Source organism: Nibricoccus aquaticus (assembly GCF_002310495.1).
Taxonomy (GTDB): Bacteria; Verrucomicrobiota; Verrucomicrobiia; order Opitutales; family Opitutaceae; genus Nibricoccus; species Nibricoccus aquaticus.
The window spans coordinates 4,572,052-4,588,191 of record NZ_CP023344.1 but is presented as its reverse complement, the minus strand read 5'-3'; the positions used below and the strand labels follow the sequence as shown (position 1 = coordinate 4,588,191).

Below are 16,140 nucleotides of genomic sequence, written 5' to 3'. Positions count from 1 at the left end.
TCCCTGTATTCAGCGCTTTATTCGCTGAGGCAGGAGGTGCCTGTACAGTCCGAATCGATTGATCATACCCATGTACCCCATGGGACCCTGAAATTCAGGGAGAATGTGAAGGAGTATTATGACTAAATTATCCGCAATGCGGTGTTCCGCGGCTGCGCTCTTCGTGAGCCTGGCCGCTGGCGGTTTCGCCCAGACAAACTACTACGTCAATGCGAGTGCCGGAAGTTCGGACAACTGGAACTCGACCAATGCCAATGTAAAATGGACGACCAGCGGCTCGACTTATGTCGGTGCCTCCGGCACGGCCGGCAACGTCTATCATACGAACGGATACACGCTGCGCGCGGGCCGGGTCGGCAACACGACGGGAGGCAGTCCCAATCCATATAACTTTTCCGGACAGCTTCTCGTCATCGACGGATTCAGCAGCGCTTCCACTTTGACGGATGGTTCCGCAGGCGGAGGCGGCATCCTGCTCTTCGAACTGGCGAGTAGCGCCACCGGGCCGCGTTTGGGAAGTCCGAGCACGTCCACCAAGGCGAATTACGTGGCCAACATCGCTACCGATGCGATTGGCGGCACACCGGGATCGACCCGCACGATTCGCGGATCGACCGGCGTGACCACGCTCAACGGCACGCTGCGTTTGAACGGCAAGACCACGTTGAGCGTGCCTTCCGGCGTCAACGACATGCTGTTCACCGTCAAATCCACCGTCCTGGGCACGGGGAGCATCGAGATCAGCGGTGGCTCGGCCGGCAGCGGAACGGCCAACGGTTACGTGACTTGGGAGTTCGAAAATCTCTCCGGTTGGACGGGCGCTAGTATTTCCGTCACCAACAAACACACGATCAGCTTCACCAGCGCGGTTGATTTCACGGTAACCAATCCGGGCGCGGCGCTGACGTTTCCTTCGACGACATCGGTTGGCTTTCTGAATCTCGGCGCCAATGTTTCCTTTGCGTCGGGCAAGGTGACCTACGGCGCGAGCGTGCTTCCGGACGGCACTTACACGGCGTCGCAACTGAATGCGCTTTGGAACACCGGCGGCTACGCGACGCAGGCCTTTGCAGCCGGCTCGGGAACGCTCACGGTTAAACCGGCGGCTGCGATTGCTCCCGCAATCACGAGCCTCACCACGGCTTCTGGCAGGGTAGGCGTACCGTTCAACTATCTGGTGACTGCCGTTGGGGAGACCGCGACATTTGGGGCATCATCGCTTCCGGCGGGACTCAGCATTAACGCGAGCACCGGCATGATCAGCGGTACTCCTTCGACTGCGGGCACGACGAATCTCACGGTCAGCGCGACAAACGGTGCGGGCAGCGGCACGCGTGCACTGGCGATAACCATCGCCGCGGCGCCGACGGTCACAAACGGCTGGGCGGGCGGAAGCGGTGCGGCCGCCACAGCCAACGGCTGGAACGATGCCACCAGTGGCACAGCGTACAAATGGACGTCCGATGCCGGCGTTACCTACACCACGGCGACATCCGGTGTGACGTATCATACTAACGGATATACCGTCAAAGGCGGCCGCATCGGCAGTCCGACGGGAGGCACGGTTGCCAGCGGTCCCGAGCCTTATTCGACCTTCGCGGGCGATGAGCTGGTGATCGATGCCTATAGCGCAACCTCCGGCGTAACTTCGAACGCCACCAACGGCACGCTCTGGTTCCAACTCGCGAACACCGGTGCCGGCAGCGATGCCATGGTCGGTCCCCGCGCGGGCGACGGCACGAACACCACTACCCGCGGCACGTACATTGCGGACATCGTAACCGCGCCGACCTCGAGTGGCGCCGTGCGTTATCTCCGTGCCGATACCGGCCGCACCACGCTCGACGGTGCGCTGACGCTCAATGGCGACACGGTCTTCTGGGCCAATACCAATGACGTTCACTTTGTCATTAAGTCTCCGGTGACCGGCACGGGTAACATCCTCCTCCGCGATGGCCCGTCCGGCGGCTCGCAAATGAACGGCTGGCTGATGACGTCGTTCCAGGATCTGACAGGATGGCGCGGTGCTTCGATCAAGGCCATCCACAAGCACACGCTTGGATTTGCGGGTAACATCGATTTCTCCGCGACCAATCCCACCGCGATCATTCACTTCCCGACGACGGTTGGTGGATCCGCGACGGTGGGCTTCCTGAATCTCTCGGCGAACGTCACGGTATTGCCAGGCCAGCTTGGCTACGGTGGTGCGTTTGAATCGTCCTCGATGACGACCGTGCTGAACACTCCTGGCACCTACACGGCCTCCGATCTGAATACGCTATTCGGTGTTGCCGGATTTGCCTCGGGATCCGGCACCGTCACGGTCGTTCCGAAGATGACGCTCGTCTCCAGCGGCACGTCGCAGGTCGTCCTCATGACGAAGCCGAGTCCAATCGCATCGGTCACGAAGGCGGCGCAGGAATTGCAAAAGCATCTGCAGCTGATCACGGGCGCGACAGTCACGATTTCGACGGTCGGCAACGAAGGTAGTTATCCGGGAAAGAAATTCATCTATCTCGGCGCGAACACCGCGAGCACGTCCGCGGGAGTCGATACAAGCGCGCTCTCCACAGAGTACTTTATCATCCGCACGGTCGGCGCAAATCTCCACATCGTCGGCAAGGACGGTGGCAACAACGACTGGACGGATCTGTCGGGCTGCCAGCCTGCGACGCTTTTCGGCGTTTATTATCTCCTAGGAGAAGTCATGGACGTCCGCTGGCTCTGGCCGGGAGACGACGGCATCGTGGTGAATGCGTCGAGCACGCTCGACCTTCCGTCGCTCAACATCACGACCGGGCCGCACATGGTGCAGCGCAAGTACCGGAATCCGCGTGTTGGCCTCTACAAGGGCGGTTCCACGACGTACGGATTTGGGATTCCTGTTCTGCCCGCGAGTGGCACAACCCGCACCGCGCTCGCGGACGAAGAAGTGCTGTGGCAGCGCCGGCAATTCATGGGCCAACGCAAAAATCCCGCCTTCGGTCACTCCGAGACCGCGTGGTGGGCAACCTATGGTGCGACGCATCCCGAATATTTCGCGACGTTGCTGCCGGGCCATTCCCATCCTGATCCATCGACGACGCTGGTGAAACTGCATGTGAGCGGAGCCGACACGATTCAGGCCCGTGTGGACGCGTGGGTCGCCGCAGGTTCGCCAAACAGCCTGAATCTGTGTCCGAACGACAGCCGATCCTTCTGCGTGTGCGCAAGCTGCCTTGCATGGGATTACCCATCGCAAGCCGCCAATGTAGTCTTTGGAAGCAGCGATGCCCTGCTCGGCGATCGTTACGCACGCTGGTATTCGGAAGTCGCTACACGCGTGGCGGCCATCAACCCTAGCGCGACGGTGTACGGTTACGCTTACGACACCTACAAGAACGCCCCGCAGGTGGCCACGCTGCCTTCGAACGTGGCGATCGCTTATATCCCCGGTGCGCCCAGTGATGTGCTCCTCGATCAAATCGCGGAGACTCAGACCGACGTACTCGGTTGGATCGCGGCGGGCTGCACGCAGATGTATCTCCGTCCAAACTGGATGTTGTCCGCGCACGCAGGGCCATTCTGGCCGACCCATCGCCTGGGGAATCACTTCAAGGAGATGCTCGCCGGCGGTTATCTCCTCGGCATGGACTCCGACAGTGCTTGCGGCAGCTATGCGAGCTTTGGTCTCTACTATTATCTGATGGCGCGCCAGATGGCCCGCCCGGAAATCGATGTAGAGGCGGTTGTCGACGAGTACTGCTCGGGCTTTGGCAGTGCGTCCACCCGCGTGCGTGACTACTTCACGTACTGGGAAAACTTCATCTACAACGAAGCGGACAACGGGAATACCACGATCCTCGGCTGGTCCTCAGGCATGAATGCCTATGGATCGACCTACAGCGACGCGGCATTCGATGGAGCGGAGCAAATCCTTGATGATGCCCAAGCCCTGCTCGCTCCGGGTGAAACCGCAGCGCTGGCCCGCCTGGATTTCCTTAGGGCTGCGTGCACCAACGGACGTCTGACCGCGAAGGCGATCCGTCTCGTCGATCCAAGCACCGCGTTGCCTTACAATGCCCAGGCTGAAACCGCGATGCGCGATCTCCTGACCTATCGCGACAGTCAGGCCGGTTCGTTTACGCTGTGGCGCGAATGGATGATCGATCGCGAAAGCGCCATCCCTGGCATGCAGGCTTATTGGCAATATATCTTCGCCAATCCGTAAAGCTCCCCAACATTGCGCCCGAATCTCGCGGTTCGGGCGCAATTTTATTTTACGTATCTAGACTCCCCGATTGCCGAGACTCTGTTTGAAATTGCTCCTCTAATCCAACGTGTTGCCTCCTCATCGCATCCTGATTTCGCCCGATAAATTCAAGGGCACGCTGACTGCGCGTCAGGCCGCTGAAGCCATAGCGCGAGGTTTGCGGTGCGAATTTGCGAATAGCGAAATCACGATCCTACCGATCGCAGATGGCGGGGAAGGCACTGTTGAGGCGCTGGCGTCGGTGCAGGGTTCCGCGAGCATGCACCGTGTGCCAACGATGGATGCTTACGGTCGCCCGAGAAACGCGGATGTGGTTGTGCTAAGAGACGTCTCTGTTTGCGAAAGCGCCTCTCCGCTCGGGTTGGTAATTATCGAGCCTGCTCTGCGTGATCCATGGAAAGCGTCTTCCCGCGGACTGGGCCTGCTGTTGCGTGACCTGGCTGCTCGCGGAGCGAAAAAGATATTCGTGGGACTGGGAGGAAGTGCGACGAATGACGCGGGCCTCGGTCTGGCGGCCGCTCTTGGTTGGATATTCATGGATGAGAGCGGTCATCCGGTGGATCCGCTCCCCGTGAATTTCGCGTTTATCCAAAAATTAGTGCCGCCTGAAAAGGCCTTCGCGGTAGAAGTGGTCGGGCTTTGCGATGTGAACAATCCACTGCTCGGCGCCGATGGCGCCTCGCTGGTTTATGGACCACAGAAGGGATTGGCCGAGCCGGTGCGGATGGATGCAGAGATGGCGCGTATCGCGGATCTCGTGGCAAAGCAGAGCGGACTGGATTACAGAAACCAGCCTGGCGCAGGAGCCGCCGGGGGGCTCGGCTATGGTTTACTGACATTTGCCTGTGCGCGACTCGCACCGGGCTTCGAGACGATCGCCGACCTGCTGGGAATCTCTGAGGCCATTGCTGGAAGCGATCTCGTGATTACTGGGGAAGGGCGGATTGATCGCCAGACATTGTTCGGAAAAGGACCGGCAGCGCTGGCGAAAATGGCGGCGAGCCACGCGAAGCCGGTGGTGGCCTTTTGCGGGCAACTAGAGGCAGGCGCTGACGAGCAAGGTTTGTTCGCCGAGATTGTGCCGATGGTTGATCGCGAAACCTCAGCGGAGGTCGCAGTGAAGCGTGCAACTGAGACGCTTGAACTTGCGGCAGCCCGGTTTGCGGCAAGATGGATTCGTCGTCACGCAGGAGTGCCAGGCAGTCCGCCGGCCAAATCGACCTCCGGCTGATAATGTCGCCGAGAATCGACCGAGCGGCTCAAGCGTTGCCCGCGGCCACTTTGCGTGGATTGAGCGCGGTCCGGCGGCATTCTAGCAAAGTTTGCTGAAGCTCGAGGCGGCGCGCGGGTGGGAATCGATGAATCGGGACGGACACGCTGATCGCCGCGAGCGGTTCGCCCAGTTCAAGAAGAGGAATGGCAACGCACATGACGCCGGGAACCGTTTCCTCTTCCTCAATGGCACAGCCGCGTTTGCGCGTGGCTTCGAGCTCTGTCTCCAGGCGGGCGCGGATGGCCTTGCGGCGGGATGCGGGCTCCATGGCGCAGGCTTTGTCCACAAGGCGGGTTTGCTGCACCTCGGGCAGGTAGGCTGCCACGGCGCGTCCCAGCGCGGTGGTATGAAACGCGTCGCGCGCCCCGGGCTTCACAATCGAGCGGAGCGCCTGCGTCGTTTCCACGACGTGGGCATAGCGGATATAAACACCTTCGAGCGCTCCGAGGTTCACCGTTTCGTCGAAAATTCCATGGATCTTCTGCATGACGGGAAGCGCCTTTTCACGGAGAGCTTCGTCGCGTCCGTATTCGTGCAGGGACTTCAAGCGTTCGGAGAGTCTGTAATTCCCGCGTTCCTCCGTTTGATCGACGTAGCCGAGATCTCTCAGGCTGCGAAGAATGCGAAAAGCGCTCGGCTTGGGCTGGCGCGTTTCCTCCGCCAGTTCCGCGAGACTGAGCGGACGCCCGGTCCGCGCCAGTACCTCCAGAATAGAAAACGCCTTGTCGATGACGGCAATTGCCATGAACGAAATTCTACGTGGTGAGTCATCCGTTTCGTCAAACGAAATGTAATCTTTACATCGGCGTCGGCGGCCTTCGGGCGCAGGTTATCTGCGAGCAATTTCGGTCCGGTAGGCTTTGGCAAGGAGAACGACCGGATGAACAACTTCGATTTGAGTATCACCGGTCGCTCGGAGGCCATTTTCTATCTGCAAGTGGCAGCCAGGATTGGCCGTGGTCACGAGGGTCGCACCTGTGGCTTTGAGATGACCGAGCTTCCGCATTTGCAGCCAGGCGGAAGTGCTGGGTTGCGTGATATTATAAATCCCGGCGCTGCCGCAGCACCAGGTGGATTCGGCGCACTCGCGTAGTTCTACGTTCGAAATGGCTCTTAGGATTTCTCGCGGCTGCTTGGAGATTTTTTGCCCGTGGCAGAGATGGCAGGCTTCGTGGTACGTGACGATGTGTGGCGCGGTTGCGCCAGTTCCTGCGTGAGGCTTTCGAAAGCCGATCTCGATCAACCATTCGGAGACGTCGCGGACTTTCAGGGACCATGCTTTCGCGCGAGCAGCGTATCGAGGATCCTCGGCCAGCAGCCGGTCATAATGCTTCAGATGCGATCCGCAGCCGGCGGCGTTGCTGATGATGGCGTCAAATCTCTCCGGATCGATCGTGTCGATCTGCCGTCGTGCGAGAATATGTGCATTCTCCTGGTCGCCGTTGTGAGCGTGCAGGGAGCCGCAGCAAAATTGCGTGCGCGGTGTCACCACTTCGCATCCGTTCTCGGCCAGGACTTGAGCGGTGGCGTGATTCACATCGCTGAAAACGAGGTCTTGCACGCAACCGGTGAGTAGTGCGACTCGGTACCGCTTTTCTCCGCGCGCGAGTGTGATCTCGGGGATAAGCGTGTCGGAAAAGTGGCGCTGAATCTTCGGAGTCGATGGCTCCAGCTCGCGGATGCGTTTTGGCAGGAGCGAAGTGAGCCGTAGTTTTCTGAATGCCCGCTGAAATCCCGTTACCTGATACAGCCAGAGGAGCCGTCCGGCGAGGCGCAGAAGCCGTGGCTTCTTGAACAGCCAGCCCATGGTGAACCAGCGCACGAAGGTTCGCTTAGGCGTGGCAGTGATTCCGCTGCTTTCAACGTGCGCACGCGCTGTTTCAAGAAGAGTCGTGTAGTCCACACCTGCGGGACAGGCGGTGGTGCAGGCGAGGCAGCCTAGGCAGTAGCTCATTTCCTCGGCGAAGCTGGTCGTTACGTTCAATTCCCGATCAGCGACTGCGCGCATGAGTGCGATGCGTCCCCGGGGAGAATTTCGCTCGCGACCTGTTTCAGCGTAGGTCGGGCAGGTAGGCAGGCACATGCCGCAGTGCATGCACTGCTGCAAAACGGAGTAATCCAGCGAGGCGAGGCTGGTTTTGCCTGAGTGAGGGTGCGCGCTCGATTCAGCGCCCGGATCATCAGGAGTAAGACGGGGAGTCATGCATGTCAGGTTTTCGGCGTATGATTTTCCTGCACTGGAAAGTCGAAGATCTTTCCCGGATTGAGCAGGCCGAGGGGATCGAGCGACTGCTTGATCATTTTTAGAAGTGCGTGGGAATTTTCTCCGAGTTGCTGTTTAAGAAATGGCTTCTTGGCCACACCGACACCGTGCTCTCCCGTGATCGTGCCGCCGAGACCGAGCGCGGCATCCACGATGTCCTTCAGCGCTAGCTCCACGCGGTGCATTTCTGCGGCGTTGCGTTCGTCGGTGAGGATTGTCGGGTGCAGGTTGCCGTCGCCGAAATGTCCGAAGACCGCGATATCCAGCGAGTGCTTGAGCGCGATGGCCTGTACGGCGCGGATCATCTTCGCCAGTTCGCTGCGCGGAACGGTGACATCCTCAAGGATTGTCGTCGGCCGCCTTCGTGCCAGCGCGGAGAACGCGCTGCGCCTGGCTGTCGCGAGTTGCGCGGCCTCAGCGGCGTCGCGTGCCTTGCGAACGGTGAGTGCGCCGTTGGCGCGGGCGATCTGTTCGATCTGTTGCGCTTCGTCGGCTACCGCGGAGGGGTGACCATCAGTCTCGATCAAAAGCACGGCTTCGGAATCGAGGGGCAGATTCACGCGCGCGTAGTCTTCCACGCATTGCACGGTCTTTCGGTCGAGGAACTCCAGCGTGCACGGGATGATTTTGGCGGCGATGATGGCGGAAACCGTTTCCGCAGCCGCGTCCATCGACGCATACGTCGCAAGCAAGGTCTGCCGTGCGGCGGGCTTGGGAAGGAGTTTGAGCAGGACCTGGGTGACGATCCCGAGCGTTCCTTCGCTGCCGATAAAAAGATCGCGGAGGTTATAGCCCGCCACGTCTTTCACGCATTTGTTTCCGAGCCAGCAGATGGATCCGTCGGCGAGAACGACCTCCATGCCCATGACGTAGTCACGGGTGACGCCATACTTGAGCCCGCGGAGGCCGCCGGAGTTTTCGGCGACATTGCCTCCGATGGTGGATATCTTCATCGAGCCCGGATCGGGCGGATAAAACAATCCGGCGGCATCGGCAGTCTCGAAAATCTTCTGCGTGATGACGCCGGCGTCCGCTCGCAATGTCAGATTGCGTGTATCCAGCTCTCGAATCCGGTTCATGCCGGTCAGGCACGCTACGAGTGCGTTTTCCACGGGAACGCTGCCACCCGACAATCCGGTGCCGCTGCCTCGAGTGACCACGGGCATCCGCCGGGCGCGAGCGATCTTCACGAGGGCGCTGACTTCGGCCGCATTGTCGGGAAATACCACCGCTCGCGGCAACTGGTTCAATGCGGCAGTGCCATCAAATCCGTAGGGGATCAGGTCTTCCTTCTTCGTCAAAACCCGTGCAGGTCCGAGCAATGCGACGAGCTCGCTGATCAATTCTGCGCTCACAAAGCATCCCCGGAATTTTTGGGGCCCAACTTGAGCGGTGCCCAGGCATCACGTTGGTGAAATAGGGGGCCGTTGAGCGGCGCAGTAGACGAAAGAATGGGATTATCGCTGCGCGCGCGATAGTCGTATCGGCAAACGGCGGCGCGGAAATTTCGAGTGCAATTTAGGATCGGTTGATCGCCACCAAGAATGCTGGACGGGATAATTACACGCACACTCAGGTGGTCTTTCGTTAAAACCGTTTCTGTCTGCACCCAGTCGGCGTCGTGGATCATGAATTCCTCCAGCTGCGCGCGCCCGCTGCGAACGGCTTCGAGTCCGTCATGCGGGAAGCGCAGTTGCAGGCGTTGGTTTTCCGGCGTGACGTGAATCTCGATGTAATGAGGGGCGGTGGTGTCTTCGAGAAATACTTCGCAGACGTCGCCTGATTCCCACGTGCGCTCATTGAACTTACGCGCGGAGTTCCTGAGCGATTTGCCGGCGAACAGAGCCTCAAAGACGAGATGACGAGACTGCCAGAGGACGCGCGCCCAGCCGGGCTGAAATCCAGTTTCGGGCTCCGTTCTCCAGGCCTGATGGAGTGGCCGCCAGCTGTCATCCCGCGCCTCGATGGCAAACGGAAGAGGCGTGATGAGATCGTGGCAATAAGGCACCGGCCAGAGCGCCGGTGCGGCAGCGGCGGTTTTATTCATTGAGAGCAACCGCGGGCATCGACCGGCCAGATCGCGTGAATCTCGCCGCCTTCGGTCACGACCAACTTGCTCGCAAGATTCACGACCGTGCAGACGTGGGCGGGAGTGAAAGCGACTCGCTCGCCGATCTTGAGTTGATCCACGGACTGACCGGTGACGTAGCCATGCTCCTCGTTTACGCGAACGACGGTGAGATCGCGTCCATCTGCGGCCCTGGCAAAAATCCCTGCGGGCGTGCGATCCGAGGAGAATGTTTTTGAGCCGGCGTCGATCAGCGCGAGTCCCGGCGCTGGTTTGTCCACGACGCTCGCGAGCACATGAAGCGCCACCTCATCGGACTGCATCACCCCGGTGACTTCCGTGAGCGCGAGATCGCCGAAAACATATGCGCCCGGACGCACAGACTGGATTTTTCCGCTGGTAGCGGCCGCGATTGATTTCGCGGTGACACTGCAGCCGGGCCACAGAGGCAACGAAGGATCAATCGCGTCCCGGATTTGGAGGAGTCTTTCGATAAATTGATTCAGCCGCGCGGTCTGATCGGCGAGCGGGTGGCCGTAGAAATGACCTTCGTGGGTGTAGAAGCCCCGAAGTTGCAGGTGACGATACCGGGAAATTTTTGCGGCGAGAGCTTGTGCGGACGATTGATCGCGCGCGCCTTCGCGGCCCAGTCCGGTGTCGAGCGCCAGCATCACCTGGACTTTTCCCGAGAGCTTCGCGGCGAGACGTTCGAAAGCCTCCAGGTGCGCCTCGCTGGTCACGGCCAGGCGCAAGTCTTCCAGTTTTTCCGCGAGCGCGTTCAGGCGGGAGGTCAGACGCAGATCGACGAGCGAATGAGCGATAAAAAGGCTGCGCACACCCGACGGAAGTATCGCCTCCGCTTCGCTTAATTTGGCGCAGGTCAGACCGCGTGCACCATTGGCCAGTTGAAGATGCGCGATCTCGGCGGACTTGTGCGTCTTGATGTGCGGACGAAGTTCAACGCCATGAGCATCACACACGGACTGCATCGCGCGGATGTTTTTCACCAGCCGGGACTGGTTCACAAGCAGCGCCGGCGTGGGAAGATCGTCGACCGAATTCATGGCGAAAGCATCACATCCGGCCGATCTGACCGACCGTCAGGCCGCCATCCACGACGATGACCTGACCGGTAATGTAGTTAGCAGCGGGCGACAGAAGAAAGGCCGCGGCACCGGCGCAATCTTCCGGCTCGCCGATGCGTTCCAGCAGGATTTTTTTTTCGTAGTGCTTTCGCTTGTCGTGCTGCTGGTCGATCCACGGAGCGGTGAGCGGTGTGCGAATGAGACCGGGAGCGAGCCCGTTCACGCGGATGCGCTGCGGCGCGAGTGCCTGGGCGAGCGAGCGCGTCATCATGACCAGCGCGCCTTTTGACGTGTCGTAAGCGGTGGAGTCCTCTTCGGACTGGAAGCCATTCGTTGACGAAACGATGACCACCGAGCCCGGCCGGTTGCGCGCGAGCAGGGCACGGGCGAAGCTTTGTACGAGGAAGTATGCGGCGCGCACGTTCAGGTTCATCGTTCGCTCCCAATCGGCCACGCTCATCTGGAGAAACGGTACATCGAAGAAGCTGCCTGCGTTGCACACGAGCAGATCGAGACCGGGCTTTTGCTCGACGGCGGTCGCAATGAGTTTTTCAGCAGCGTCCGGTTGCTGAAGATCGGCTTGCACGAACGCGGCCCCCGCGGGCAGTTGGCGCGGCTGGGTGGTGCTACCGTGGTAAACGACCTGCGCGCCCGACTCGGCGAGTCCGTTGGCGATCGCGTAACCGATGCCCTTGGACGAGCCCGTGACGAGGGCGGCGTTACCCGCGAGTGAGAATGTTTTCATCTTTGAGTTGAAGCAGGGAGAGGAGGTTGTTGCAGCCGACGGCGTCGCGCAGTTTTCCCGGCAGGGCTTTCACGCAGGCGATTTCCTCCTCGTAGGTGGCGCGAAGCGAGACGAGGCCGGACTCGCCCTGACCGACAAAACTTTCGAAAGGCGTGTCCGAGCCCCAGAGCATTTTCGTGGGATAGGTTTCGGCGAGCGCTCTAAGCACGGCGGCGGGATCGCGGTAGTCGGCGGCGAATCTTCGCGCCGGTGCCGCAGTGAAGCCCATTTCAGCAGCGGTCCCTTTGCAGTGGATAATGTGCGCGGAGCAATCGAACCACGTGTTTGGCAGCTCGGCGATCCGGTCAAGATACACGCGGTCGAAGCGGCAGGAATGCGCGAGGCAGAACCGGACCTGCGGAGCCGCTTCGGCGATGCGCAACAAGAGCCCGGCTTCCGACCACGGATCGTTCGCCACTACGCTCGAGTGAATGAGAAAGGGGAGGTTGAGCTCCTCGGCGAGTTCCAGGAAGCAACGCCCGGTGGTCAGCAGCGCGCCGGCATCGGCTTGAATCATGGTCGCCTGAATCTTCAGGCCGTAGAAGGGGAACTGCCGATGCAGCGCGCGCAGCTGCTTCACTTGAGCGGCGGCTTCACGCATCGGATCCAGGATGACGAAAGGAATCGTCCGCCGACCGAGATCCGGGAACTGCTCGTAGATCTCGCGAAGCATCCGCTCGTTTTCGAAAGCGTAAGGAACGGCTTCCGGCCCGCCCGGTTTCAACTGGCCGGTGCGCATTGCGGCTACGTCGAACCATGCGTTGGACACCATCGGGAAGACCACCCAACGGTCGATGCCGTGGCGTCCACCTTCGGTCGCAAGCGCGTTCAGGTCCTGCGCGTAGGGGTAGAAACCGTTCAGGTAGAAAAATAGATCTGTCCCGAGGTGATTGTGACAGTCGATAAGCATGGTTTTTGCGGTCCGGGTCTAAAAGAGAGACGAAATACCCGGGGATTTGCTCTGTTGTAGTGACGTTCGGGAGAAATTTATAAGCCTTCAAGTATTTTGTTTGACGAAATAGTAAGTTCACATTGTGAAACAAATGTGCGGCGGCCGAATTCCCAAACCCGTTCCGAAAAAGTCAGCTGAATTTCGCCGTGCTTCCTTCCATGTCTTATACATTTTCCCGTTCTCAAGAGTTGTTTCAGCGTGCGCAAAAAAGCATTGCTGGTGGCGTCAACAGCGGCATCCGCAAGCTGGAGGTTCCGGTGCCGGTCTATTTTTCCCATGGCAGTGGCGCGAATCTCTGGGATGCCGACGGCAATCACTATCTTGATTTTCAACTGGGGCAGGGCGCGCTGCTCTACGGCCACGCGCCGGCGGAGATGGCCGATGCCCTGGCGGTACAGGCCCGCCTGGGGCTGCACTGGGCTGCGCAATGCGAACTCGAAATCGAGGTGGCTGAACGTATCCAACAGATGATTCCGTCTGCGGAACTCGTGCGATTCAACAACTCGGCCACCGAAGTCGTGCTGTCGGCTTTTCGTCTGGCTCGTGCGCTCACCAAGCGGCCTTTGATCCTGCGTTTCGAAGGTCATTATCACGGCTGGAGCGATGAGGGGCTGACGGGTTTCGCCAATCCGGCGGGCAACTGGGGCGAAGAGGAGAGTCCTGCCAGCATTCATCCAAGCAAGGGAGTCATTCCGGAGGTGATGGATAAAATCGTGGTGGCGCAGTGGAACGATCCCGAGCATCTGCGGCGCCGCGTGGATCAGTTTCGCGGCAAGATCGCCGCAATTATTTTTGAACCGGTGCTGTGCAACACGAGCTGCATCGAGCCAGTGGCGCAACTCATGTCGACTATTCGCGAGCTCTGCGATCGAGATGGCATGTTGATGATCTCGGACGAGACGATTACGGGACTTCGTTTTGGCGCCGCCGGTGCGCAAGGTTATTACGGATACAAGCCCGATCTCACTATTTTGGGCAAGGCATTGGGCGGCGGTACGCCGTTTGCCGCGCTCGCTGGCACCAAGGCGGCGATGGCGCCGATTATTTCTGGCGAAGTTGTGCATGCGGGAACGTTGAACGCGAACCCACTGTGCCTCGTCGCGAGCAAGTGGAGCCTCGATCAGGTGCTGAAGCTCGGTCCCACGCATCCGGCGAATATTCAGAAGCTGGGGAATCGTTTGATGAAGGGGTTGCTGGATCTCGCGCAGGAGCACGGTGTGCCCTTGCGTCCGCAAGGCCCGGGACTGATTTTCCACACTGTCATGCTAAAGCCCGACGCCCCGGAAGGCACTGTGCTCAATTATCGCGATTATGTGCGGCGTCACGATGCGCCCCGCTGGGCCAATCTGCGGCGCTGTCTGCTCGAAGAAGGCGTTCGTGCGATCGAGCGCGGTTTGTGGTCGATCAGCCTTGCGCACAACGAGGCGGATATTGACGAGACGCTGCGGCGCGCAGCCCTGGCGTTTCGCCGTCATGCGGCCGCCTGGCAGGGGCCGGTTGCTGCGGCGGCACTGGCACGTTGAGGATGAAGCCGCGCATTTTGTACGCAGGCCTTTTCCACGAGACGCATAGTTTCGTGGATGGAAGCACGCGTTGGAGTGATTTTCAGGTCCTGCGCGGCAAAGCGATTTTCTCGAAGCTCGGCGACGCGTCAGTCACGGATGGTTTTTTGGAAGAAGCGAAATCTTTGGGCCTGGAGGTCATCCCAACGATCGATGCCTGGGCTCTTCCCGGAGGAATGGTGCAGGATGACGCCTTCGAACAATTTTGGCGCGAGTTTGAGACGCAGGCGCTGCCTGCGCTGATTTACGGCATCGAAGGGATCTTTCTGGTTTTGCACGGAGCGATGGCGACTCCGACGCATCCAGATCCCGAGGGCGAATTACTGGCGCGAATCCGTGCATTACCGGGTGCGGCGAAGCTGCCGGTTTTTGGCGTGCTGGATCTGCATGCGAACGTGACGGCGCTGATGTGCCGTCATGCCAATGGACTCGTTTGCTATCGGGAAAATCCGCATACGGATGCAAAGCAGGCGGGGCAGCGTGCGACTCAGCTTTTGGCGCGCAGTCTGCGCGAAAAAATGATTCCGCATATGTCGTGGGGACGGCCGCATTTGATGTGGTCTCCGCCTGCGACGGGCACGGCAGACGATCCGATGCTTTCGCTAAAGCGGTTTGCGCGGAAAGTGGAGGAGGAGAATCCAGACATCTGGGTTTGCAACGTTGCCGCGGGGTTTTCGTTTTCCGACACGCCGGATACCGGTGTGTCATTCAGCCTTATTTCGATTTCTGATAAGGACGACGACAGGCGATATCTTCAGCAGGCGGCCGAACTCGCGTGGTCGCTACGTGAAAGAGGAAATCAAGTGCTACCGCCGGTGAATGCGGTGGTGGAAACGTTGTCGCGTGAGATCATCGCTGGGAAAATGGGCGGTCCTGTTTTGTTGGTGGAGCCATCCGACAATATTGGCGGTGGCGCGCCGGGCGATGGCACCGGGGTGTTGCGCGCGTTGATCAAGCAGGGCATCGAAGGTGGACTGCTCGCGATCAACGACCCGCTGACGGTGGCGTCTCTGACGGATGCGCCCACTGGCAGCACGCACCAGCTAAACGTGGGTGGTCGTGGATCAAAACTCGACGAAGGCCCGGTCCTGCTCGAGGCCACACTCATTTCGCGCAGCGATGGACGCTTTGATGTGGAAGATCCGCAAAGTCATCTTGTGGCCATGGGTGGCAGCCGGTTTGAAATGGGACCGTGCGCGGTGATTCGCAGCGGAGGGATCACGATCTTGCTGACGAGCAGGAAAACGCCGCCTTTTGATCTGGGGCAGTTTCGAAGCCAGGGACTCGATCCCGCAGCATTTGCCGTGATTGGCGTGAAGGCGGCGGTCGCCCACCGGCGGGCTTACGACAAGATAGCCCGCGCGTCCTATTATGTGGATACGCCCGGTCCCTGCACGGGCAATCTGGCCCGGCTGCCCTGGGCAAAGCTTCGGAGGCCGGTGTGGCCAGTCGATGCGGTCGAAACTCTCAGCTGCGAATTTACATGAAAACTGACATCTCTTATCCAAAAGACGCGAATACGCCTGTTTCGCACCTGCCCTTCAGCCCGGCGGTGCGCGTCGGGAATTTGATCTTCGTTTCCGGCCAGGCCTCGGTCGATGCCACGGGGAAACTGGTGCCTGATACTTTCGAGGGGGAGTTTCGCCGCTCGCTTGAGAACCTCCGCAAAATCCTGGAATCTGCTGGCAGCGGATTGAAGCACGTTGTGCAGACGAGGAATTATCTCCGGGACGATGCCAATCTCAGCCGGTACAATGAATTGTATCGCGAGTATTTCTCGGAGCCGTTTCCTGCGCGCACAACGATCACCAACTGTCTTCCGGTGGCGCTACACTACGAAATCGAATGCGTGGCAGTCGTTAAGGAAAGCTGACGCCGTCTCGCTGCGGGATGGTGGAGAC

At 59.8% G+C, this 16,140-nt stretch carries 12 protein-coding genes; 5 read left to right on the top strand and 7 right to left on the bottom strand.

Annotated elements, in window-relative coordinates:
- Positions 1 to 163: 163 nt before the first annotated feature.
- A complete protein-coding gene (locus tag CMV30_RS18630) occupies positions 164 to 4,210 on the top strand; it encodes a DUF4838 domain-containing protein (RefSeq protein WP_175414968.1) in 4,047 nt (1,348 codons plus the stop codon).
- Positions 4,211 to 4,319: 109 nt separating this feature from the next.
- Entirely contained in the window at positions 4,320 to 5,483 is a 1,164-nt protein-coding gene (locus CMV30_RS18625) for a glycerate kinase family protein (RefSeq protein WP_096057429.1), read from the top strand.
- Positions 5,484 to 5,511: 28 nt separating this feature from the next.
- Here the strand turns inward: CMV30_RS18625 and CMV30_RS18620 are convergent, their stop codons facing one another.
- The 7 genes from CMV30_RS18620 to CMV30_RS18590 form a co-directional block, all read right to left on the bottom strand.
- On the bottom strand, positions 5,512 to 6,270 hold the full coding sequence (locus tag CMV30_RS18620; RefSeq protein ID WP_096057428.1) for an IclR family transcriptional regulator: 759 nt from the start codon (positions 6,268 to 6,270) through the stop codon (positions 5,512 to 5,514).
- Positions 6,271 to 6,354: 84 nt separating this feature from the next.
- Positions 6,355 to 7,728: a (Fe-S)-binding protein gene (locus tag CMV30_RS18615; protein WP_175414967.1), complete on the bottom strand. Its 1,374-nt coding sequence runs from the start codon at positions 7,726 to 7,728 to the stop codon at positions 6,355 to 6,357.
- A gap of 5 nt (positions 7,729 to 7,733) precedes the next feature.
- Entirely contained in the window at positions 7,734 to 9,143 is a 1,410-nt protein-coding gene (locus CMV30_RS18610) for an FAD-binding oxidoreductase (protein ID WP_096057427.1), read from the bottom strand.
- Positions 9,140 to 9,835 (bottom strand): hypothetical protein, encoded by a 696-nt coding sequence (locus CMV30_RS18605; RefSeq protein ID WP_096057426.1) that lies wholly within the window; start codon positions 9,833 to 9,835, stop codon positions 9,140 to 9,142. The genes CMV30_RS18610 and CMV30_RS18605 overlap by 4 nt, the downstream gene beginning before the upstream one ends.
- Entirely contained in the window at positions 9,832 to 10,920 is a 1,089-nt protein-coding gene (locus CMV30_RS18600; protein ID WP_096057425.1) for an alanine racemase, read from the bottom strand. Before CMV30_RS18600 ends, CMV30_RS18605 begins: the two co-directional genes overlap by 4 nt.
- 10 nt (positions 10,921 to 10,930) lie before the next feature.
- Positions 10,931 to 11,686 (bottom strand): SDR family NAD(P)-dependent oxidoreductase, encoded by a 756-nt coding sequence (locus CMV30_RS18595; RefSeq protein WP_096057424.1) that lies wholly within the window; start codon positions 11,684 to 11,686, stop codon positions 10,931 to 10,933.
- Positions 11,661 to 12,635: an amidohydrolase family protein gene (locus CMV30_RS18590; RefSeq protein ID WP_096057423.1), complete on the bottom strand. Its 975-nt coding sequence runs from the start codon at positions 12,633 to 12,635 to the stop codon at positions 11,661 to 11,663. Before CMV30_RS18590 ends, CMV30_RS18595 begins: the two co-directional genes overlap by 26 nt.
- 200 nt (positions 12,636 to 12,835) lie before the next feature.
- Here CMV30_RS18590 and CMV30_RS18585 point away from each other — a divergent pair, with 200 nt between their 5' ends.
- From CMV30_RS18585 to CMV30_RS18575, 3 genes are read left to right on the top strand one after another with little or no spacing between them, the layout of a single operon-like run.
- Positions 12,836 to 14,200, top strand: a complete 1,365-nt coding sequence (locus CMV30_RS18585) for an aspartate aminotransferase family protein (RefSeq protein WP_096057422.1) — start codon at positions 12,836 to 12,838, stop codon at positions 14,198 to 14,200.
- Between the two features lie 2 nt (positions 14,201 to 14,202).
- Positions 14,203 to 15,726, top strand: coding sequence for a M81 family metallopeptidase (locus CMV30_RS18580; RefSeq protein ID WP_096057421.1), 1,524 nt, complete (start codon positions 14,203 to 14,205; stop codon positions 15,724 to 15,726).
- Positions 15,723 to 16,112: a RidA family protein gene (locus CMV30_RS18575; RefSeq protein ID WP_096057420.1), complete on the top strand. Its 390-nt coding sequence runs from the start codon at positions 15,723 to 15,725 to the stop codon at positions 16,110 to 16,112. The genes CMV30_RS18580 and CMV30_RS18575 overlap by 4 nt, the downstream gene beginning before the upstream one ends.
- Positions 16,113 to 16,140: the final 28 nt, after the last annotated feature.

What these genes read in the sequence shown, in the direction of transcription:
- CMV30_RS18620 (WP_096057428.1), bottom strand. Translation starts at nt 6,270, where the DNA reads ATGGCAATTGCCGTCATCGACAAGGCGTTTTCTATTCTGGAGGTACTG.
- CMV30_RS18615 (WP_175414967.1), bottom strand. Translation starts at nt 7,728, where the DNA reads ATGACTCCCCGTCTTACTCCTGATGATCCGGGCGCTGAATCGAGCGCG.
- CMV30_RS18605 (WP_096057426.1), bottom strand. Translation starts at nt 9,835, where the DNA reads ATGAATAAAACCGCCGCTGCCGCACCGGCGCTCTGGCCGGTGCCTTAT.
- CMV30_RS18600 (WP_096057425.1), bottom strand. Translation starts at nt 10,920, where the DNA reads ATGAATTCGGTCGACGATCTTCCCACGCCGGCGCTGCTTGTGAACCAG.
- CMV30_RS18595 (WP_096057424.1), bottom strand. Translation starts at nt 11,686, where the DNA reads ATGAAAACATTCTCACTCGCGGGTAACGCCGCCCTCGTCACGGGCTCG.
- CMV30_RS18590 (WP_096057423.1), bottom strand. Translation starts at nt 12,635, where the DNA reads ATGCTTATCGACTGTCACAATCACCTCGGGACAGATCTATTTTTCTAC.
- CMV30_RS18585 (WP_096057422.1), top strand. Translation starts at nt 12,836, where the DNA reads ATGTCTTATACATTTTCCCGTTCTCAAGAGTTGTTTCAGCGTGCGCAA.
- CMV30_RS18580 (WP_096057421.1), top strand. Translation starts at nt 14,203, where the DNA reads ATGAAGCCGCGCATTTTGTACGCAGGCCTTTTCCACGAGACGCATAGT.
- CMV30_RS18575 (WP_096057420.1), top strand. Translation starts at nt 15,723, where the DNA reads ATGAAAACTGACATCTCTTATCCAAAAGACGCGAATACGCCTGTTTCG.